Genomic DNA, 20,555 nt, shown 5'->3' on the forward strand with positions numbered 1-20,555 from the left:
GCACCGCGATGCAGAATGGCGGCCCGGTTCCCGAACTTGCGAAAGACGTCATGAAGAATGCTCCTATCGAGATCGAGATCAAACTGAATGCCTCACCCGCCATGCTGGCGGCGCTGGAACGCCATCCTTGCCTTGCGGGAAGCGGCAGGAGCGGCCGTTTCATCACGACCTATTTCGACACATCGGACCGCTTGCTCGAACAGGCGGGCATCAGTCTGCGCATCCGGTCCCGTCCGGGCAAACGAGAACAGACCGCCAAAGTCATGTCGCTGCCCTGCGGCACCGTGCATCGCGAGGAATGGACCACCTCGCTGACCGGCAAGATGCCCCAGATCGAGACGTTTCCCGCGCCGATCCGCGAAAGATTATGCCGTATTCTGGGCCACAATGATGTCCGCCCCACCTCGATCAGCCGGATTACGCGCCTTACGCGCCATATTCAGGCCGGCGACTCGAGCGTCGAGGTCGACTTTGACACCGGCACCCTTGCCGCAGGGGATCAGACCGAACAGGTTTGCGAACTGGAACTCGAACTGGTCAAAGGGCGCCTCCGCGATCTGTTGAGGCTTGCGCTGGACCTACCGCTCGGCCCCGATCTCCAATGGTCGGTGGTCAGCAAGTCCAAGCGATGCGCATGGCGGACCTGTGCGAACGGCCATATGGAAAGAGCAGCACAGGAACCGATCCTGTCGGAAGCGATGAATGTGACCGAGGGCTTTCACGCGATCGGCTGGAACTGCCTTTATCAATTGCTGGCCAATTATCCGCTGGTTGTGGCCAGCGGCCACCATGAGGCCATCCACCAATGCCGCATCGCCATTCGGCGGATGCGGGTTGCCTTTGACCTCTTTGGCCAATGTTTGCCGGAAAGGGAAAGGCACCGGCTGAAAGCAGGCATCAAAGCGGTCGGCGGCGTTCTGGGCAAGGCGCGCGATCTCCACGTCCTGCATCTGCGCCTGATGGAGCACGCCGAAGATGCCGGGGCGCAGGCCGTGCTGGCCGTCATCGACAAGGCGCAGGGCGAAGCAGTGCAGGAAGCCGCGCGTGTACTGGCCTCCACCTCGTTTCAGCGGCTGCTTTTCGAACTGGCGCTGAGCATAGAGACGGGCAATCCGGGCAACAGGGAGGGTGATTTGCCGCTGGGCCCTTTTGCCGCGCAATGCCTGTCGCGCAAGCGGCACCAATTGGTGTTCGAAGACCGGCGAATCGACGCATTGGGCAGACGCAAGATCCATCGCCTGCGCATTCGGGCAAAGGACATGCGCTACTCTGCCTGCTTTTTCCGATCCTTATGGCCCAAATCGGCGGAAAAGAGCGGAAAAAAACCTTTCATTTCCTGCCTCGAACGATTGCAGGACAAGCTGGGCAAGCTCCACGACCATGCGATTACGTCAGACCGATTCGGCCTTTTTGCCGATAATCCTGACCCTATCGCGACGGCTCAGATGGCAGCGGAGCTAAAAAGATTGCTTTCTTTGCAAAATGGCAATTGCGAAAAGCTAATCCGACAGGCGGACGAGGCGCTGGCCCATGTCCGCGGAGCCGCGCGATGGTGGCTGGCGTAATGGAATAGAGGGCCGAGAAAAAGCTGAGGTTTTCGAAATACATATATGCAAAAAATATGATGCAGCCCTCTGCACGAGGCGAAAATCAAACCCTGCAACGAGGCATTCAGAGCGGATGTCCGGTTAATATGCGCGCACTTAAATCCTTAACATTACTTAACAATTAGATGTGCAATCGAATGTTTACATGGAAATAAGTGGATGTGCAGGGTATATCGAGTGGATCGGGCGGCGCCTCCCCAAACAGAACAGACGGCGCTCCGAGTGGGATGAGGAGAAGGGTGATGCAGCACCCAGAGGTTGCGATAGACGAAAACGAACGGTTGCTGGCGTTGGCCGAATATCAGGTCGACCCGGCCGAAGGTCTGCAAAGTCTTCAGCCCATCGTCGATATGGCCGCCCGCCTGTTCAACTGCGCCGGGGCCGGGGTGAACATGGTGGGGCGCAACAACGTCACCCATGCCGCCAGTTTCGGCATTTGCCCATCGCGCCTTGCCCGTGAAACCAGTTTCTGCGGCCATGCGATCAATCAGGACGGCATCATGCTGGTGCCTGATGCGGCCAAGGACGAACGTTTTCACGACAATCCGCTGGTGATGGCGGGCATGCTGCGCTTTTACGCCGGGATCGCGCTGCGTTCTCCATCCGGGCATGCGCTGGGCGCGCTGTGCCTGCTTGACCCGGCCCCCCGCGCGGACGGCGCCTTTGATGCACAGGACCGCGAAAGACTGCTGCAACTGGCCGAAATGGTGTCCGACCGGCTGGAATTGCGCCGGATCGCGATCAGCGCAAGCGAAGGCTCGGGCCTGCTTCTGCAGGCAAACCGCGCCACCGCGCCCAGCGCAATCCTGAGTTGCGACGAGCGAGGCTTTCTGACCGCCTGCAATCCGGAAGCGGCGCTGATGTTCGGTTGGTCGCAAGAAGACATGATCGGTGCGCCCTTCGACCACCTGTTGACCGAGGAACACCGCAGCATCACCCGCGCCGGAATGCGACGCGCCCTGCAAGGCCGTATGCCCGAGGCCGACACGACCATGCTTGTCGCCCGGCGCAAGGACGGCAGCCAGTTTCCCGTCGAATTGCACTGGTCGCACTGGCAGGAAGGCGATCAGACCGCCTTTGGCATCATCGTGCGCGACCTGTCTCATGCCCCAACCGATCGCGCCACGCTGAACCGGCTGGTCCATTACGACAATACCACCGGCCTGCCTGATCGCAGCCTGCTGTTCCGCCATATTGACGAGGCGCTGGGGCGCGGCGAAGACCTGTCCATGATCATCACCGATCTGTCGGGGATGAGCGATGTCAACAATACGCTGGGCCATGCTCTGGGCGATCAGGTGCTGCGCCAGGTGGGCGAACGCATCCGGGCCAGCGCGCCTGAGGCGGCGCTGGTCGCACGCAAGACCGGCAACAAATTCGCCTCAGTGCTGAAGACGCGCGATCCGATAGCCTTGGGGCACATCGCAAGGGCGATCAACGCGGCTCTGGCCGAACCCTTTGCCATTGCCGGGCAGGAAGTCCTGATCGGCAGCTATTGCGGGATGGCCATTGCGCCAAAGCGGCTCTCCAATTCCCAAAGCACACCGGAGCGCGAGTTTTCCTGCAACGATGCGCCGGATCGCGAATTCACCTCCGAAGAACTGGTGGGCGATGCGGAACTGGCGCTGCATCAGGCCTATGGACTGGGGCGCGGCCATGTCTGTTTGTTCATGCCCCAGATGCGGGCGCAGGCGGTTACGCGGCGGCAATTCCAGATGGAACTGCGCCATGCCTTTGTGGACGGGCAGTTCGCACTGTTCTACCAGCCCCAGATCGATATGGTCGACGAGCGTGTGACCAGCGCCGAGGCCCTGATCCGCTGGCACCATCCGGTGCGCGGCCTGCTGCTGCCCGGTGCCTTTCTCGATGCGCTGGAGGCCGGGTCGCTGGCCGGGGAAGTCGGCAATTGGGTGCTCGACACCGCCTGCGCGCAGGCGGCAAAATGGCGCCGTCAACAGCCCGACTTCGGCATCAGCGTCAATCTGTCGGCAGCCCAGTTCAAGCAAGGCAATCTGCCCGCTGTGGTGGCCGCGGCGCTGCTGCGCCACGATCTGCCCGCCGATGCGCTTGAGCTGGAAATCACCGAGAACATCATCCTTAACGATCAGAGCGACATCCTGGAACAATTGCGGGCGATCCGCGCAACCGGCGTCCGCCTGTCCTTCGACGATTTCGGCACCGGCTTTGCCTCGCTCAACCTGCTCAGCACCTATCCGATCAGCGCGATCAAGATCGACAAGGGCTTCACCCGACTGGGACAGGCCTCGCCGCGCGATCAGGTCGTCGTTGAGGGGTTGATCGCCATCGCCGCCGGGCTGGGGCTGGAGGTGATTGCCGAAGGCATCGAGGATGAGGCCACCCTGCGCTTTCTGCAACAGCGCCATTGCCACAAGGGACAGGGCTATTATTTCGGCCGTCCCTGTTCGATCGATGAATTCGCACGCCTGCATCTGTCCTCTCCGCCGCGTCAGGCCAACGGTTAGGGCTCCCCAGCGGCACGGGCGGCTTCATCGCCGCCCATAAACCGACGCATTGCGGTGTCCGTCCGTCGCTGAAATGCGGGGGCGGCATTGCCGATTATCCAAAATGGATGTATTTTTATCCGTATTGGAGAGGATCGCTGCGCCCTGCCAACCGCATGGCCCGCCGCACCGGGGGAGACAAAGCCATCGCGATAGGAGGATGGGACAACTCGGTCAGATTTCGCTACGGCATCGCCGTGATCAGCGTGCTGATTGCGGCTATCCTGCGCTTGATGATGGACCCGTTCATCGGCGAGCGAGCCGCCTATCTTCCCTTTACGCTTGTGGTCCTGATCACGGTCCTGTGGTGCGGTCCGGGGCCTGCGCTTCTGACCAGCGTGCTCTCGCTCTGCTTCGGCTTTCTGTTTGCCCAGAGCGAAAGCGTGGGAATGAGCGAACTCGTTCAATCCACGCTTTTTCTGGCGACAGCAGGCGGCATAATCACGGTTGGCGAAATCGCCAATACGTACCGTCGTAAACTTATTCAAACCAATCTGGAATCACAAAGGCGCGCCGAGCAGTTCGCGCAGGCCGCCGAAGAGCTCAACCTGCTGATCGACGGTACGCCGGGACTTGCGATCTATATGCTGGACCCGAGCGGCCGGGTGGTGATCTGGAACAAGGGCGCCCAGCGCCTGAGCGGGTGGAGCGAAGAAGAGGCTCTGGGCAAACATACTTCCATTTTCTATCCCGCCCCCCTGCTTGCTGCGGGCAGGCCGGAGACGGATCTGGCGCAGGCCCGCAGCGAAGGCCGTATCGAAGGCGAAGGATGGCGGCTGCACAAGGATGGCACCACCTTTCTGGCCGCTTTCTCGATCACCGCGCTTTATGACGAAAAGGGCAGCCTGCGCGGATTTGCCGAGATCGTTTCCGACATCACCCGGCGCCGCGCCGACGAAAATGCCCTGCTGGCCCGCGAAAGCCTGTTGACCTCGATCCTCTCGACCGTGCCCGACGCCATGGTGGTGATTGATGCCCACGGGGTGATCCTCTCCTTCAGCGATGCGGCCCAGACGATGTTCGGTTATGAGGCGCAGGAGGTTGTCGGGCGCAATATCAGCATCCTGATGCCCGCCCCCGATTGCCATCGCCACGATCTCTATCTGCGCCGTTATCTTGAAACCGGCGAAAAGCGGATCATCGGCAAGGGGCGCGTGGTTTTCGCCCAGCGCAAGAATGGCACCACCTTTCCCGTCACCCTGTCGATCGGCGAGGCGCGCGATGGCGAGCAACATATCTTCACCGGCTTTCTACAGGATTTGACCGAGCGGCTTCAGGCCGAAGAACGCCTCGAATCGCTGCAATCCGAACTGATCCATGTTTCCAGAATCAGCGCCATGGGGGCGATGGCCTCCACACTGGCCCACGAGTTGAACCAGCCCATCGCCGCCGTGGTCAATTATGTTCAGGCCGCCCATAACCAGATCGCAGGACCGCAGGACTGGGATCTGGCGGCCATGCGCGAAGCGCTTGACGATGCGGCCCGGAACGCCCTGCGCGCAGGCCAGATCGTGCGCCGCCTGCGCGCCTTTGTGACGATGGGCACCGTCGAGCGCACGGTTGAAACGCTGCCCTCCGTCATCAACGAGGCATGCGCGCTTGCGCTGATGGGCGCGCGCGAACAGGGCGTTCACACCTATTTCGATCTGGGCCCGGACGCCTTGACGGTTCTGGCTGATCGCATTCAAATTCAACAGGTTATCATCAACCTCATCCGCAATGCCTGCGAAGCGATGGCCGACAGTGCCGAACGCCGACTGCGGATCGAGGCCCATCCCTATGGCACCGAATTTGCCAGAGTGACGATCAGCGATTCGGGCTGCGGCATCGCGCCCGCCATTCATGATCAATTGTTCAAGGCGTTTTCCAGCACCAAGCCGGATGGCATGGGTCTGGGCCTGTCAATCTGCCGCACGATTATCGAGGCCCACGAAGGCAAAATCTGGCTGGAAACCCGCGAAGGACGGGGCACAAGCTTTCACTTCACGCTGCCCCGCGCAAAATAAAAAGCGCCGCACACCTCGAATAGCCGCGCGCCTATCGGGGACATTCCCAATATCCCCCGGCATCGGCCTTGGGCAGTTTGGTCAGACCGTCTGGAACAACACAATGTTTGCCGACGCTCCCGCCGAATAGGCCAACCGGATAGGAATGCCTGCGATGAAACAGCCTTTATCCATCACCATGACCGGGCCGGAACGCGATCTTCGACCGGAGGGTGTTTCGCTCTATTCCTTCGCGCTGGCCTTCGGGCTGATGCTGTTTTCCGGCCCGCTCTGGGCGCAGCCGCGTCCGGGCGAGAGCTTTCGCTCCGTCATCCCCGTGCCGCCCCAGATACAGAACCCGGTCGAACCGGCCCGGCCCGCGACGCAAAGAGACAATGACACCTGCTGTCGCCAACCGATGGCGCCCCCGGTCCTGTCGGAAACCCATCCGGGCATGCCCTCGCGCACAAGCTATACATCCACGGGCATATCCACCTCGACGTCCACTTCGATGTCCACCTCAACATACACCTCGACCTACAGTCCTCCTCCCGGCTTTCATTATCAGGCCTGGGCGGTGGGCAGCGTGCTGCCCCGTGTCTATTGGGGCCGCGGCTATTGGATCGATAATTACTGGTTTTTTGCGCTCAAGGCCCCGCCATGGGAATGCGTTTGGGTGCGCTATGGCAATGATGCCATGCTGGTAAACAGGCGCAGCGGGGCCATTCTCCAAATCCTGCGCCACAAATTCCGGTAAAGCGAAGGGCGGCCCTCAGACTGCGATGAGGGCCGCCATCACAGCTTCTCACCCAGATGATGGCGAAACCAGATGCTTGCCAGCGTCACCACCTGATCGAGCGTGCTGAACTCCTCAAAGGACTGGCCCGCTTTGGGGATGATCTGAATATCGCGCCTGCAACGCATATGTTTGAAGGCGATCAGATTGAGATCCGTCACAACCTCGTCGCGCCCGCCCACGATCAGCAGGCTGGGCGCCGTCACACGGGCCAGAACTTCCTCTCCGGCAAGATCGGGCCGCCCCCCGCGCGAAACAATGGCCGCAATGCGCGGATTGTCCGCCCCGGCCACAAAAGCGGCGGCAGCGCCCGTGCTCGCGCCAAAATAGCAGGGCAACAGATGGCACGTGTCGGGCTGGATCGCGGCCCATGCCGTGGCAAGGCGCAGGCGCGAGGCGAGCAGATCAATGTCGAACACGAGCCTGCGGTCCGCCTCCTCCTCTTCGGTCGTCAAGAGATCGAGCAGTAGCGTGGCCAACCCATCGGCGCGCAGACGGGCAGCGACGTGGTTGTTGTGCAGGCTGAAACGCGCGCTGCCGCTGCCGTGGGCAAAAATCACCAGCCCCCGCGCCAGGCTCGGCACATGCAGCGTAGCCTCCAGGACGAGCCCGGAGCCGACACTGACAAAGCGCGGGATGGCGGCGAGCATGGCCGGGGTCACAATCCGGACGGCCAGATGTCCGGCATACGCCCGGCGGACTTGCTTATACCTTTGCCTCGATTGCCCATGTGCAGCCTCCTGACCCCCGCCGGTTGCCGATGCGATACGGGCATGGCCCCTGTCGGCCCGCCGCCCGGCGCCCTAGCGCGTGTTGGCCAGCTCCACCGCAGCCTCGATTTCATTGAGCAGGAAAGGACCGACCAGCGCCTCTTCCTTTTCCAGCCGCGCTCTGGCCCGGCCATAATCGCCGGTCACCATCAGCACCGGAACGGCATGGCGGTCCGTGATGCGGCGCGCGGCCTCGACGGCACAGCCGGTTTCGATGTCATCGCCAATAACGATCAGATCGGGCCAATGACGTTCGGCCGCGGCCAGCGCCTGCTGCTGGGTCCAGGCAAGGTCAAAGGAAACAAAGCCCAATGCCTCAAGCCTGCTCTGAATAGCGCGACTGATGACCATGTTGTCATCGATGATTAGTGCGTGGTGCATGACGAGTCCTTTTTCTGGTCGCAGCACATGTGCCAGCAGTGAAGCGCCAACCGCTCTCCGCAATGTTGCGGAGCCGCCAAGAGTTTAATGGAGATCCGGGTATGGCGGTTACTTGAGCCGCCCTGCAAACCGCGATTCCATTCCTTGCGATCAAGAAAAGATAAGGGGCTGCGATTCTCATTTGACGGCCGCACCTCACTCAATCCGCCCGCCGATAGGGCGGCGATGGGGTAATACTGCCGGTGATCGCCAAGTTTCCAAGTCCGGCCGTCTATTTAGCGCTGATCAGGCCGATCGGCCCGGTCATCAGCACCCCGATTCGAACTACGTACTATCCCTTAGGATGAAAAACTTATTACTTCCTACCGAGAAACGCCTATTTTTCCTGACATCGGTCGAAAACAATCCAATCGACCACGATCAGAACAAAATCACAAATTTCAAGAATTCCCAACAGGGGATGAAGCGGTCAGCACGCCATCCGCACTAATGGCATGCAAAAATATGGAGAATACCTCATGCGTATTTACTATGTACTTGCTGTGGGCGCAAGCCTGGCCTTCGTCGCCCCCGCCATGGCACAGTCGGGTGTGGGTGCCGGCAGCGTGTCGGTCACCGGGGTTGGCTCCACCAGCTCGACCTCTTGCGGCGGTTCGCATTGCGGGGCCATGGCTGGCGGCGGCGTGTTGGCCGGCGGCGCTTCGGAATCCTCGGCCTCGCTGTCCACCGGCCATCACGGCACCACGGCGACCACCTCGTCGGGCAGCATTGGCGGCGCGGTGCAGGGCGGCGGCTCCTCGACCAGCGGTCGTGGCGGTTCGGCCACCGAATCCACGGGCGCGGTCGGCCTCTATGGCGCTGGCGCCATCGCCTACAGCACCAGCCACCACTAAGTCTGAACAATGCAGCGGGGGAGGATGACCTCCTCCCCCGTGTGCCTCGTTCGCTCGAGCAGGGGGGCAAGCAGCCTGCCCGATCAACGTCCGCTTGCTTTCATGGGGGATCCGGCGGCGCCAGGCGCTCGGAGCCACAGTCAGGAGGATCACTATGCATAGGCTCTGGACAGCAATCAGCACCGTCGCACTGATCAGCGGTGCTCTCAATCCATCCATGGCGCTGGCGCAAACCAGCACCTCCACTTCGGGTTCAAATGCGGGCGCAGTTTCGGGTTCGGATGCCGCCGCCAATGCCAATCCGGTTCAGAACACGACCACCACGTCGGGTTCGGTGTCGGGATCGACCTCTGGGGCCAATTCCAATTCCAATTCGGTGTCCAATCCGATCAACATCACCAACACGACCGCTGATTCGACATCCGGTTCCACTTCAACCGCAAACACCAGTTCGAGTTCCTCGAACCAGTCGACGAACCAGTCGACGCAGGGCAACAGCCAGACCATCAACAACAATTCGGTCTATCCGGCCAATCAGACCATCAAGACCGCACCGGCCGTCGTGGCCCCCGCGCTGACCACCACGCTGACGGAAACCTGCATGGGTTCCAGCTCGCTGGGCGTTTCTGTGCTGGGCTTTGGCGCATCGGGCGGCACGACATGGCAGGACCATCATTGCGTCCGCCGCCTGAATGCGCGCGAACTGGCCCAGACGATCGGCGACCGCGATGCCGCGCGCGAACTGATGTGCTCGGACGAAGAAGTCTTCAAGGTTTACAATGCCCTTGGACGTCCGTGCCGCCTGCGCCCGGATGGTTCGACCAACCCGGCCTATGTGCCGCCCCCGCCGCCCAGCATGGCCTATTCGCCCGTAGCCGCGGTTGAAAATCCGGGCCCCTATCTGGTCTTCTTCGATTGGAACCGCGCCGACATCACCAGCGAGGCAGCCGCCACGCTCGATAAGGCCAGCAGCTCTTATCAACAGACCGGCTATGCCAGCCTGCAACTGGCGGGCCATACCGACACCAGCGGGACGGAAGCCTATAATAAGGAACTGTCGCTGCGCCGGGCGGAATCGGTCAAGGCCTATCTGGCCGGTCATGGCGTCCCCCGCGAGGTCATGAGCGTTCAGGGCTATGGCGCCAGTTCGCCGCGTGTGGCCACAGCCCCGGGCGTACGCGAAGCGCAAAATCGCCGGGTTGAAATCACCTTTGTGGGCGCTCCGGCCCCGCGCCCTGAAAAGCCAGCCTCGGCGCCGACTGAAAATCGCTGAGCGGATTTAAGGTAAAGTTTTGTTGCTTCAAGGGGGAGGCGCCCATCTTCGAAATGGGCGCCTCCCCCTGAACCTTTATCGGGCGGGATGCTTGGTTCATCGAACGTATCTAAAATTCGGCCCCAAGAATTGGTTTTACGCCTCCATCACGGCGCAACCTTGAGATCAGGCTCCTTGGCCAGAGCTTCCAAAGCGCAGGCCTCATCCTTGTCATGGCCGCCGCCCACCGCCAGCACCCCGATGAATTGCCCCCCACGATAGAGCGGCAGCGCACCGGGATGAAAGAAATAGCGCGGGTCCTTGCCCGGACCATCACGAAACGCCGCATCCTTTTCCAGCCGCTCGCCCAGAACGCGGGTTGACTGGCGGAATTGCATAACGGTGGTCGATTTGAGCGGAGCCGTGCGCAAACCGACCGGATTCAGCCCATCTGCAGACAGGGCCACGCGCAGATTGCCATCCGCATCGGTGATCGACACCGCCGCCGTTTCCTGTTTCGCAGCGCAGGCCGTCAGCGTGTTCTGGGCGATCCTGACCGCCTGCGCCAGCGTGATCATCGCGGCCGAAACGGGCTTGGCCGGAGGCGGCGCGGACTGGGGCGCCGTTTGAGCTTGCGCCGATGGCACCATCGCCAAGGCGATAACAGCCCCCAGCGCCATCGAAATCTTGTGATGCATAAATCTCTCCCCTCAACCCGTCTGACGGCTTGTTGCGCCGCAGATTTCATAGGGAAAGGCTAGCAGGTCAGGCCCGACTGCCAAGTGGCGGACCGGGGCGTTTTCCGTATTTTCAATATATCTGTCACTCAAATCAATATTAGCTCATTCCTGATCGCCCTTACCAATGGAGTGTCCGCAAGGACCGTTTTGACCGACCGCCCAAAACAGGGCGGCGGCAATTGGAGGGGGGATTTATGGAACTGCGCTTATGCGCGGCCTTGGCCGCATCCGTCAGCATTCTTGCCATCTGCACACCCGTTGCTGCTCAAACCAAACCGGAAAAGCCGGCCAATGCAGCCACCGACCCAGCCATCATCGTTACCGGATCGCGCGTGGTGGCCAATGGCAATAACCAGCCTACGCCTGTCACCGTGGTCAGCGCGGTGGACCTGCTGGCCGCCCATCCGACCAATCTGTCCGAGGCGCTGAGCGAATTGCCGATCTTTGCCGGGTCGCGCTCGCAATATTCAAACACCGGCACCAGCGGCGCGGCAGGCGCGCCCGCCACCAGCACCAATGCACTCAACGTGCTGAATTTGCGCAATATGGGCCTAGCCCGCTCGCTGATCCTATGGGACGGGCATCGCATGCCGATGAGCACGCCCGAAGGCTTTGTCGACATCGACACGATCCCGCAAATGCTGCTCAAGCGCGTTGATGTCGTCACGGGCGGCGCCTCGGCGGTCTATGGTTCGGACGCGATCGTAGGCGTGGCCAATTTCGTCACCGATACCGGGTTCAACGGCGTCAAATTCAACATCCAAAAGGGCATATCCACCTACGGCGACGGCGGCACGGTGGATATGGGGCTGGCGGGCGGCTTCAAGTTCTTCGATGATCGCGCGCATGTCCTGCTGGGCGCGACATGGCGCAAGGATGACGGCATCGATTCCAAATTCGCGCGGGCCTGGGGCAATGATGTGCGCACGCTGCAAGGGGCTGGCACGGCGGCATCGCCCTATTTCCCGATGAACGGCGCGCGCCAGAACAATGTTACCTTTGGCGGCAAGATCAACAGCGGCGTGTTGGCCGATCAGCAATTTCTGGCGGGCGGCACGCTGGGCGCGTTCAACCATGGCAGCAAGAGCTGTGCCGGCGGCACGATCCCGACCAGCCTGCCCTATGAATGCGGCGGCGATGGCGGCTATTACAATGGCCAGATCCGCGCCACGCTGGACATGAAACAGTTCTTTGCCCGGCTTGATCTGGACATCACCGACAATCTCCAGTTCAATCAAAGCCTGTCCTATGTCGACAAATACAGCGTCGGCACGGTAAACTGGATCGCCAATCAGGCGATTACGATCAACCGCGACAATGCCTTCCTGCCCGCATCGGCCGTAACGGCCATGACCAATGCCGGACAGACCAGCTTTAGCATGGGCAAGATCTTCACCGACCTGCCCCGCACCCAATTGGTCACCAGTTCGCAGCAATTGGTGTCGATCAGCCAGTTGAAAGGCAAGATCGGCGAGCATTGGCGCTGGGACGCCAATTTCACCCATGGCGACACCAATTTCCGCGTCGATCAGCCCTATGCGCTGGATATGAGCCATTTTTACGCCGGGATCGATTCGGTCATGTCGGGCGGCAAGGCAGTGTGCCGCGCCGCGCTGACCAATGCCGCCTATGCCAATTGCGTGCCCATCAACATCTTTGGCACCGGCAGCATCACCCCCGATATGGCCAATTATCTGTTCCACAAGGTGGGCTGGACCACCAAGCTGAAGATGGATGATCTGGCGGCCAATATCATGGGCTCACCCTTTTCGACATGGGCCGGGCCGGTCAATATCGCGCTGTCGGGCGAATGGCGCAAAAGCTCGGAAGAGGTGATCTCGGAATCCCTGCCCACCAATCGCGTGGTCTGTGCGGGCAGCGGCATTTCGACCACGACGGGGGCCTGCAACGCCAACCAGTCGCTTTATAGCGGCAATGTCGCCAATATGCCCTATTCGACCACCACGGTTTACGAATTCGCGGTCGAGGGCAATATTCCGCTGCTGCGCGACATGGCTTTTGCCAAATCGCTTAACCTCAATCTGGCCTATCGCCATGCGCATTATGACCGGGCGGGCGATGCCGATACTTGGAAAATCGGCGCAACATGGGAAGTGGCCGATTTCCTGACCCTGCGCGCCACGCGCTCGCGCGATTTCCGCGCGCCGACGCTGGATGAACTGTTCCGCCCGCAAGCCACCTCGCTCACCTCGGGCTTCTTCGACTATCTGCCCGCCTCGGCCAATCCGGCGCAAAGCCCGCTCAACACGATCAACGTGCCCACCGTCAATGGCGGCAATCCCAATCTGAAGCCCGAAATCGGCAATACGATCTCGCTGGGCGCGGTGTTTCGCCCCACCCGCAAGCTGAGCCTTGCCATCGACTATTTCGACATCAAGGTGAAGAACTTCATCTATCTGGTGCAGGGCAACAGCACCGAGCCGCAACAGGTGTGCTATGACAGCAAGGGCACCTCGCCCTATTGCGCGCTGGTGGCGCGGGGGCTTGGTATTTACGATGCGAATGCCGCCAATGCGCTGAGCAGCGCCAATGCGGTGTCGACATGGTATCAGTTGCCGATCAACATTGCCGAACAGACCACCTATGGCGCCGATATCGAGCTTAATTACCGCACCAGCCTCAACCATCAGCCGCTTAACCTGCGCGTGATGGCGACATGGCAGCCCCATGTGCGCTTCAAACAGGCGGGCGTTGTGGATAATGATTATGCCGGGGCGGCCTTTGGCTCGAACGGGGTTCAGGCGACGCCGAAATGGCGCGTCACCGCCTTCCTCGACTATAAGGTCACCGATAATCTGAGCATCAACATCTCAGAACGCTGGCGCGCGAAACTGCATTACCATTCCAGCCCGACGGTGGTGGTGGCCGCGCCCGACACGATCAAGGATGTGGCCTATACCAATCTTGGCGCCAGCCTTGATGTGCCGATGGGCCGGGCCAAGGCGCAGATGTTCCTCAACATTTCCAATCTGTTCAATGTCACGCCACCGGTCGCCGGTTTCTGGGGCAACCCCAATCCGGGCCAGTTCGGCGAATTTGTCGCCGGTGACGATGTGATCGGGCGCTATTTCACTTTCGGCATTCGCGGCAAGTTCTGAGCGCTCTGGCGGGGCGCTTCGACATGTCCCGAGGCGCCTTATGGCGGCAAGCTGTTGCTCACCCTTGCCGCCTCTGGCGGCGGCTCCGGCCGCCGCCCTTTTTAATAGGCAAATTCATAAATGCTTTCCCAGCGCCGCGTCTGGCCGGGGCGCAGCAGCGTTGCGGCAAATTCGCCGTGGTTGGGCGTATCGGGGAAATGCTGCGGCTCCAGACACAGGCCATAGCCGCCATCCTCCCCATCCCTTTGCGGCAGATGCGCGGGGATGAACAATTGCAGGCCCGGCTCGGCGCTGTACACCGTCATCCGCCGCCCGCTGCGCATGGAAGTAAGCCATGCCACCGGTGCCATTGCGCCACGATTGTCGAGCGCAAGGCTGACATCCAGCCCGCCATGGGCGATCAGCTCTGCCACCGGGCGGAACCGCGCCGGATCGAAACCCTGCCCCGCCGTGGGCAAGAATGAGCCCAGCGGCAGGCCGTCCTCGCCAACGGGCGTGAAGCGAGCGGCCGCGATCCGCAGATCCATGCCGGACAGATCCTTGCCCGCGCCATTGAGGTTAAAAATGGCGTGGTTGGTGAAATTGACATGGGTTGGCCGAGTGGTGGTCGCCTGCAAAGTCGCCGTCAATCGCGCCCGCCCGGCGCGAACCGCCAATCGATAGCGCAAGACCACCTCCAAGCGCCCCGGAAAGCCCGCCTCGCCGTCAGGAGAGGTCAGGCGCATTTCCATCCCGTCGGCCAAGGCTCCGGCCCGCCACATCCGGGTGTGAAACGCGCTGCCCCCGCCATGCAGAGTATTGCCGCGCTGGTTGCGGTCGAGGTCGTAAACCTGTCCATCGATGGCAAAGCGACCCCCGCCGATCCGGTTGGCATAGCGCCCCATCATCGCCCCAGCCACCGCCCACAGACCCGTCAACCGCGCCGGATCGGAGGGCGCCACCAGCACATTATCGAAGCCCCCCTGTCCATCGGGCAGATAGAGGCCGACGATCCGCCCGCCATAGTCGGAAAACTCCGCCCTGATGCCGCCTGCCTCAACGGTATAGAGCATGGCCTGCGCGCCGCCGGGCGTCTGGCCCCACATACGGCTGCGGACGACCGGACGTGGCGACAAGGCCGCATGGGCCAATGGGGCCGACAGCAGCATCGCCGTCGCCCCCATCATGACATCGCGCCTGCTCTGCTTCATCCCCATACCTATCGCCCGATCTTCACGCTGATTACCGGCAATGCGCCATAGGGCGAGGCCACGCTGCGCCCGATATTGAGCGAGCCGGTTGATCCCAGAAACGTGCCATAGGCATGGCCATCGCTGGCCTGCGCCCCCGGCGACCGGGTCCATGCATCGCCATAGCCGACAAAGGATGCGCCATTATGGCCGATATTGGCCTTCAGCCCCTGCGCGATGCCCCATCGGGTGGGGCGGAAATAGGCGTTCGTATAATTGGCCGGATCATGGCCCAATTCCCTCTGCGTGGCGATGCGGCTCGGGCCGAAATAGCGGAACAGTTCCTCGCCGCTCAACACCGTGACCAGATCGCGGGGGGCGGGCGACGGCGTGGTCTGACGCCCCCAGGGCTGGGCAGCGTCCAGTTTGTTGAAAGCGATGAACCCTTGCGCCGATGCGGGCATCTCATTGGGAACCATCATCGCCCGTTCCCGCGCATCGAAGGCCAGACGCAGAAATCCGCGCCTGTCCCCCTTCGCATCCCGCCCGCCCCGGCTGTTCAGCCAGTTGCGCAGATTGCTGCTCTCCCAGCCATTGCTGCGATCCGCCGGGTCGAAAGGCACCGCATCCACAATCGCCGCGGCGATCAAGGTCAGTCGGTCACCCGACATATCGAGAATACGCCAGTCGAGCGGCTCCATCTCGCCTCCGGCCTCCTGTCGATAGCGGCCAAAGCCCCGCACCACATCGTCGCCTGTGCCCAATCGGCCATCCTCGCCAGCATAAAGCCGCAGCCCACGGCCAAGTGCGACATAATGGCGCCCCTGCGCGTCCTTAAACGTGGTCACGCCCCGGCGCAGCACCTTGCCCGCCGGATTGACGATGGCATCATCATCCTGCGTGCCCGGCCGCCCATCGGGGCCGGTCAGCACGACATGCCCATCGCCGCGATGCACCGCCACGCCATCGCCCGCCAGCTCCCACATCTCGCTTTCGGCCAGCATGGTCTGCGCCATGCCGCTCAGTGCCTGCGCAATATGGCCAGGCTGATACCGACCATCGGTGCCAAAACCGCCAAGTGCCTTGGCCGCATCATCGGCGTGATAGCCGGTCATTTCTCCCACCTCGCCCCACACATGATTGACCACCAGCGTATCGGGCAGCCGCGAGGCCTTCTTGATGTCCAGCCCGAGCTGTGTGAACAATTCGCCCGAAAAGCCCATCAGCGCTATCGGCCCGACCCGGAGCATCCGCAGGTTGACCCGGTAATCGCCGCCATTACTGCCCGGAATGGCGGATCGGATATAGTCCACGGCCAGTTCCGGCCTGCCCTCCACGGGCCGGACCGCCGCCAGCGCCTGTTGCGCATCGCGTGCCTGAATGGCGCCCAGATAGTCCAGCAGATAGGCATCGCCTGCGAAATGCTCGACAAATTCGCCGGTTTGCGGGTCGCGCCAGTAGAAGTCATTCTGAACAATCGGGTTCTGATCCCCCGCCGCCCCGCTCAGCCACATGGCCACCGCGCCGGGATATTCCCGCTCCAGCGCGGAGGACACTACGCCCGGCACATCGGCGCTGATCGCGGTTTTGCCATGGTCGAGCGTGTTGGCATGCATCACCGTGCCATGCAGGGCGTGATGGATAATCATGGCGATGGGCTTGCCATCCTCGCCGGAAATACGGATCGCGGCCAGCGTCTTGTCGCTGACGCCGGTGGGGTTAAAGCCCAGATTGCGCGCGGGCACCCAGTTGCCCTGCGCATCCTTGCGCCGATAATCGGTCAGGCGGTTGACGTTGATGAAGCTCTGGCCATAGCCGATGCAGATGGTGGCGGGGCGCAAGGAGCGCAGCGCCACGCCGGCGGCGTCAAGCATATTGGCCATCACCATTTGGCCCCAACGCTCGGTGTGCGTTTCCGAACCATCGGTGCGATGGGCCAGATTGACCGGAGCGGTAATTTCGGGAACCGCGTGCGAATGGGTGGCGGTATAGAAAATCGAATCGGCCGGGATGCCCGTATGGCGGGAAAGCGCGGCAATAAATTGCGGGGCATAGGGGCCTTTGCCCGTCTCGGTCGACACGATCAAAGCCTTGCGCCCACCCTGTGCCAGCGCGATCACGCGGACATGGACCGGATCGTGGAAACCGGTGATCTGCACCTTGGGCGGGCGCTCCATGGGCAGCATGTCGGGCCGGGGCGTGATGTCACGCACCGCCGCACCGGCCTGCAGACCATCATCGGGCGCCGGACGCGCACCCTGCGCTGCGCCATGGGCAAGCAGGATCGCGCTTGCAGTAAGGAAAAGCCTGCGCACTCGGATATCTCCCATCTGGCGCGTTCCGAGCGCCCGTTGACACAGCAGACTATGCCCGACCGCCCCGCGCAGGGGGCGATCGGACAAAGCGCGCGTCAGATTACATCTTCATCCGCACCCCAAGGGTGAAGTAGCGGCCGATCGGATCGTCGCCATTGGGCCATGCTGTGAACAGGCCGGGGATCGCGCCCCATGCGGGCTGCGAACCGATCGAGGGCGCACGGTCGAACAGGTTCTGGACCGTGAGGAAAACATCGCCATTGCCCGCCGCCGTGCGCACCTTATGCGTCAGCGTCAGATTGGTATAAGCGGCCGGTTTGATCGGGGCTTCGGAATAGATGAAGGTGGGATCGGCATTCCACGAGAGGCCCGAGCGGAAACGCTCCATCACATCGATGGTAAAATCGCTGGTGACATTGAAGCGCATCATCGCGGTGATGCGATGCTTGGGGCTGGCCAGCGCCTGATTGGGGGCGCCAAAGCCCGCGCCGCCTGCGTCCAGATCCTGAATGCCGGGGATCAGGTAACGGATATGGGGCTGGTAGGTGTAGAGCAGGCGCAGGTTGAACAGGCGGCTGTTATAATTGGCCTCAACATCCAGCCCGTTGGTGCGCGCCGAGGCAATGTTGATCGAGCGGTTGTAGAAGGCAGTGGGGAAATTGGCCGCGCTGGTGTTGCTGAAAGGCAGCGGGCGGTCGAGCAGCGAGCAATAGGGCGAATTGCCCCCCGCCGCCTCGCACAGACGCTGGACCGCCAGATTGCCCCCGCCCAACGACTGGATCGCATCGGTGATGCGGATATTGTAATAATCCACCGCAAGGCTGGCGCCCGGCAACCAGTGCGGCTTGTACACCGCGCCAATCGTGATCGTATTGCCCTTTTCCGGCTTCAGATTGGGGTTGCTGGCGTTGATCTGATACGAGGCCGAGGTCATGTTGGTATGCAGGTCGTACATATTGCCCGGATTGACCTGTGTGGGCGCGAAAAGATCATAGAGGTTGGGCGCGCGAAAGTCGCGTGATTGGGTGACGCGCAGGGTGAATTCATCATTCACATGCCACACCCCGCCCAGTTTCCAGGTAAAGGCATTGCCGCTGGTGTCATAATGAGCGAACCGCGCCGCGCCGTTGATATTGAGCGCCTTGGCCAGCCAGTGATCGGCGAGCAGCGGCACTTCGGCCTCGATGGCCGCCTCGCTCACCGTCTGACGCGCCAGCGGCATGTTGGCCTGCGTATTGCTGCGATAGAGCGCAGTGGTGGCGGTGCAATTAGCGGTCAGGCCCGTGCAGTCGGGATGATCGGTGGGCTGGGCCGTGCTGTCGATTTTCAGGGAGAGCTGGCGCAGTTCCGCCGAGAAGGCAAGTTTCACATCGCCCGCCCAACTGCGGAAGGGCGCGCCGGTGATGCTGCCGGAAACGTCCTTCATCGTGGTGGTGGCGGTAAAGCTGGTGGGCTGGATGATGTAATCAAGTGCGGCCTGACTTTCCGCCCCCGCGCCGAACAGGTTGATCGGCACGCATCCGGGATAGGCCGAAGGATTGGTCAGCGTGACGCGGCACACGATCTGCCCATTGGCCGGGTTGGTCACAGCATCCATCGCGGCGGCCAGACGGCCATTATTCACATTGTTGGGCAACAACGTCTTTTGCGTCGCCTTGCTGTAGGTGGCGCCCACATCCCATTTCCATCCGCCCAGATCGCCCTTGAACCCGCCAAGGAAGAAGAACTGGTTCGACTGGCTTTCGGGCTGATAGGCCACACCTTGCAGCATCTTGTTGAAAGTGAAGGTCGTGGCCGGGGCCATAGCCGCCTGATAGGCGCTGGGCAGATAGGGGTTGCTGGTGCTCAGCGTACCGGAAATCTGGATGTTCTGGTGGCTGTTATGGTTCCAGTTGAACGTGCCCGATCCTTGCAGATAGGCCTTCACATGGTCGGAAACCTCGTAATCAAGGCGCGCAAAGAGCTGATGGGTCCGCAGCGCGCTCTTGAGCGAGGCCATATTGTAATAGGCGCCCTCGCCGCCCGACTGGATGCCGGTGGTGCCGCTGGCCGCGCCATTGACGAAGGGATGCAGCGTGTTTGTCGCCCCGAAACTCTGGTTGGCCAGCGCGCCATTGGTGATCAGCCCGCCATAGGTATAGGTCGAGAGCCGCGTGTCGCGCACCAGATGATAGGGATTGGCCGTCGAACCATTGCCCTGCACGGTCCATGTGGACGATGCCCATGGGCGGTTGCTCTTGTCAAAGATGCCCGGATCGTTGTTGAACTGATAGCTGGCCTCGAAATGGCCGCGACCATCGGCAAATTTGGTGCCCCATGCTGCGCCCGCCTGAAAGCTGTTATCGTCGCCGCGCTGGGAAATGCCGCTCTGAGCGTTCCATTTGAGGCCGGTGAAGGTGGTGTCGGGGATGAAATTAACCACGCCCGACATCGCATCCGAACCATAGACCGCCGACACGCCGCCCGTCACCAGATCGACCCGCTGAAGCAGCGTTTGCGGGATCATGTCGACATTGACCTGCCCATCGGGCGTGGTGGGAGGAACGCGGTGGCCGTCATACAGGATCAGCGTGCGCAGCGCCCCAAGGCTACGCAGATTGAGCACGTTGGCCGCGCCATTCTGGCCGCCATTGCCGACATTGGTCGATTGTCCGCGCGAACTGGCAAAGATCGGCATGTTGTTCAGCCCGTCGGCAATCGTCGAAGGCTGGGCGCGGAACAATTGCTCGGTGCTGACCACGGTGACAGGCGCGGGGCTGTTGTTGCCATTGGTGATGATGCGCGAACCGGTGACGATGATCTCCTGTTCGGGCTGGGCCGTCTGGGCATGCGCTTGTGATGACAAGGCAAGCGGACTGGCGCTCAGCAGCAGAAGCGCTGATACGTGGTGGGTCTTCAATGTGTCCTCCCCCTGCGATTTGGCAGGCCTGGTTTCGAAATGGCCCCAAAAGGGCCGAAGGCCGGGCGCGATCGCCGGAGCGCGTTTTCGGCACTTCGCCACGCTGA

The 20,555-nt window shown here is 61.7% G+C and carries 13 protein-coding genes; 7 read left to right on the forward strand and 6 right to left on the reverse strand.

The window, feature by feature from the left end; genetic code table 11:
- Positions 1–50 precede the first annotated feature (50 nt).
- The 4 genes from GGR38_RS03390 (at position 51) to GGR38_RS03405 (ending at position 6,871) form a co-directional block, all read left to right on the forward strand.
- Positions 51–1,565: a CYTH and CHAD domain-containing protein gene (locus GGR38_RS03390; RefSeq protein ID WP_183622655.1), complete on the forward strand. Its 1,515-nt coding sequence runs from the start codon at positions 51–53 to the stop codon at positions 1,563–1,565.
- A gap of 284 nt (positions 1,566–1,849) precedes the next feature.
- The gene (locus GGR38_RS03395; protein WP_183622657.1) at positions 1,850–4,090 is read left to right on the forward strand and encodes a putative bifunctional diguanylate cyclase/phosphodiesterase; all 2,241 of its coding nucleotides are present in this window, start codon (positions 1,850–1,852) and stop codon (positions 4,088–4,090) included.
- Between the two features lie 236 nt (positions 4,091–4,326).
- Positions 4,327–6,135, forward strand: coding sequence for a PAS domain S-box protein (locus GGR38_RS03400; RefSeq protein WP_343058968.1), 1,809 nt, complete (start codon positions 4,327–4,329; stop codon positions 6,133–6,135).
- 154 nt (positions 6,136–6,289) lie between these two features.
- On the forward strand, positions 6,290–6,871 hold the full coding sequence (locus GGR38_RS03405; RefSeq protein WP_183622661.1) for an RcnB family protein: 582 nt from the start codon (positions 6,290–6,292) through the stop codon (positions 6,869–6,871).
- Positions 6,872–6,909: 38 nt separating this feature from the next.
- Here the strand turns inward: GGR38_RS03405 and GGR38_RS03410 are convergent, their stop codons facing one another.
- Positions 6,910–7,560 (reverse strand): dienelactone hydrolase family protein, encoded by a 651-nt coding sequence (locus GGR38_RS03410; protein WP_183622663.1) that lies wholly within the window; start codon positions 7,558–7,560, stop codon positions 6,910–6,912.
- A 153-nt stretch (positions 7,561–7,713) separates the two neighbouring features.
- Entirely contained in the window at positions 7,714–8,061 is a 348-nt protein-coding gene (locus GGR38_RS03415) for a response regulator (RefSeq protein WP_172342717.1), read from the reverse strand.
- A gap of 518 nt (positions 8,062–8,579) precedes the next feature.
- Between GGR38_RS03415 and GGR38_RS03420 the strand changes: the two genes are divergently transcribed.
- Both GGR38_RS03420 and GGR38_RS03425 read left to right on the forward strand, forming a co-directional pair.
- Positions 8,580–8,954: a hypothetical protein gene (locus GGR38_RS03420; protein WP_183622665.1), complete on the forward strand. Its 375-nt coding sequence runs from the start codon at positions 8,580–8,582 to the stop codon at positions 8,952–8,954.
- A gap of 154 nt (positions 8,955–9,108) precedes the next feature.
- Positions 9,109–10,227, forward strand: a complete 1,119-nt coding sequence (locus tag GGR38_RS03425) for an OmpA family protein (RefSeq protein ID WP_183622667.1) — start codon at positions 9,109–9,111, stop codon at positions 10,225–10,227.
- Positions 10,228–10,373: 146 nt separating this feature from the next.
- Here the strand turns inward: GGR38_RS03425 and GGR38_RS03430 are convergent, their stop codons facing one another.
- Complete coding sequence (locus tag GGR38_RS03430; protein ID WP_183622669.1) at positions 10,374–10,904, reverse strand: heme-binding protein; 531 nt, start codon at positions 10,902–10,904, stop codon at positions 10,374–10,376.
- A 236-nt stretch (positions 10,905–11,140) separates the two neighbouring features.
- Between GGR38_RS03430 and GGR38_RS03435 the strand changes: the two genes are divergently transcribed.
- On the forward strand, positions 11,141–14,065 hold the full coding sequence (locus tag GGR38_RS03435) for a TonB-dependent receptor domain-containing protein (RefSeq protein WP_183622671.1): 2,925 nt from the start codon (positions 11,141–11,143) through the stop codon (positions 14,063–14,065).
- Positions 14,066–14,166: 101 nt separating this feature from the next.
- Here GGR38_RS03435 and GGR38_RS03440 read toward each other — a convergent pair whose 3' ends face one another.
- The 3 genes from GGR38_RS03440 to GGR38_RS03450 form a co-directional block, all read right to left on the reverse strand.
- The gene (locus tag GGR38_RS03440) at positions 14,167–15,255 is read right to left on the reverse strand and encodes an aldose epimerase family protein (RefSeq protein ID WP_183622673.1); all 1,089 of its coding nucleotides are present in this window, start codon (positions 15,253–15,255) and stop codon (positions 14,167–14,169) included.
- 8 nt (positions 15,256–15,263) lie between these two features.
- The gene (locus GGR38_RS03445) at positions 15,264–17,549 is read right to left on the reverse strand and encodes a DUF6273 domain-containing protein (RefSeq protein WP_183622675.1); all 2,286 of its coding nucleotides are present in this window, start codon (positions 17,547–17,549) and stop codon (positions 15,264–15,266) included.
- 100 nt (positions 17,550–17,649) lie between these two features.
- Positions 17,650–20,448 carry a TonB-dependent receptor plug domain-containing protein gene (locus GGR38_RS03450; RefSeq protein ID WP_183622677.1) on the reverse strand — a complete coding sequence of 933 codons (2,799 nt, stop codon included), beginning with the start codon at positions 20,446–20,448 and terminating at the stop codon, positions 17,650–17,652.
- Positions 20,449–20,555: the final 107 nt, after the last annotated feature.

Source organism: Novosphingobium sediminicola, assembly GCF_014196525.1.
GTDB classification, from domain to species: domain Bacteria; phylum Pseudomonadota; class Alphaproteobacteria; order Sphingomonadales; family Sphingomonadaceae; genus Novosphingobium; species Novosphingobium sediminicola.